Origin of the sequence: Pseudomonas sp. P7548 (assembly GCF_013386585.1) — a bacterium.
Taxonomy (GTDB): domain Bacteria; phylum Pseudomonadota; class Gammaproteobacteria; order Pseudomonadales; family Pseudomonadaceae; genus Aquipseudomonas.
This window is the reverse complement of sequence record NZ_JACARO010000143.1, coordinates 1-703: the sequence shown is the minus strand read 5'-3', so window position 1 is coordinate 703 and position 703 is coordinate 1. Positions and strand designations below refer to the sequence as shown.

1 protein-coding gene is annotated in these 703 nt (G+C 61.3%); it reads right to left on the bottom strand.

Going from position 1 to position 703, the window contains the following annotated elements; translation table 11 throughout:
- Positions 1-514, bottom strand: a 514-nt coding sequence (gene aqpZ / locus HX803_RS31500; RefSeq protein ID WP_178925981.1) for an aquaporin Z, incomplete at its 3' end; no start/stop codon positions are given.
- Positions 515-703 lie beyond the last annotated feature (189 nt).

Sequence of the window (703 nt, the reverse complement as noted above, 5' to 3'; positions counted from 1 at the left end):
TGAGGGCCAGGCCGATGGCGATGGGCGCAAGGCCCGGTGGGGCACGACGGTCGGTGGCGCCGAGGATGATCAGCACGAACATCGCCGTCATCACCAGCTCACAGACAAACCCCGCTGCCAGGGAATAACCTCCCGGCGAATGCTCGCCATAGCCGTTGGACGCCAGGCCGCTGGCCAGTTCGAAGCCTGGTTTGCCGCTGGCGATGAAGTACAGCAGCGCAGCAGCGACGGTGCCGCCGATGACCTGCGCGACGATGTACGCCGGTAATTCCCGGGCAGGAAACCGCCCGCCCACGACCAGCCCCACCGACACCGCCGGGTTGAGGTGACAACCGCTGATATGGCCGATGGCAAACGCCATGGTCAGCACCGTGAGCCCGAACGCCAGGGCCACACCCAGCAACCCGATCCCGACTGCGGGAAATGCTGCGGCCAACACCGCACTCCCGCAACCGCCCAACACCAGCCAAAACGTACCTAATCCCTCCGTCACTGAACGTTTGAACAAAGACATGAAGCCCGTCCTTGATAGATCGCTCTACCGAATCAGTAAATCAGTGATGCTCCCTGCAGATTTACTTCAGCGCCCCTCTGGGCACTGCTGTGAGTACAGCACGGTTACGCCACAATTCCAGGCCATAAAAAAGCGCCAGACCCTTTAAAACCGGGACCTGGCGCTATTTAAACTGTAGGAGCCGGCTTG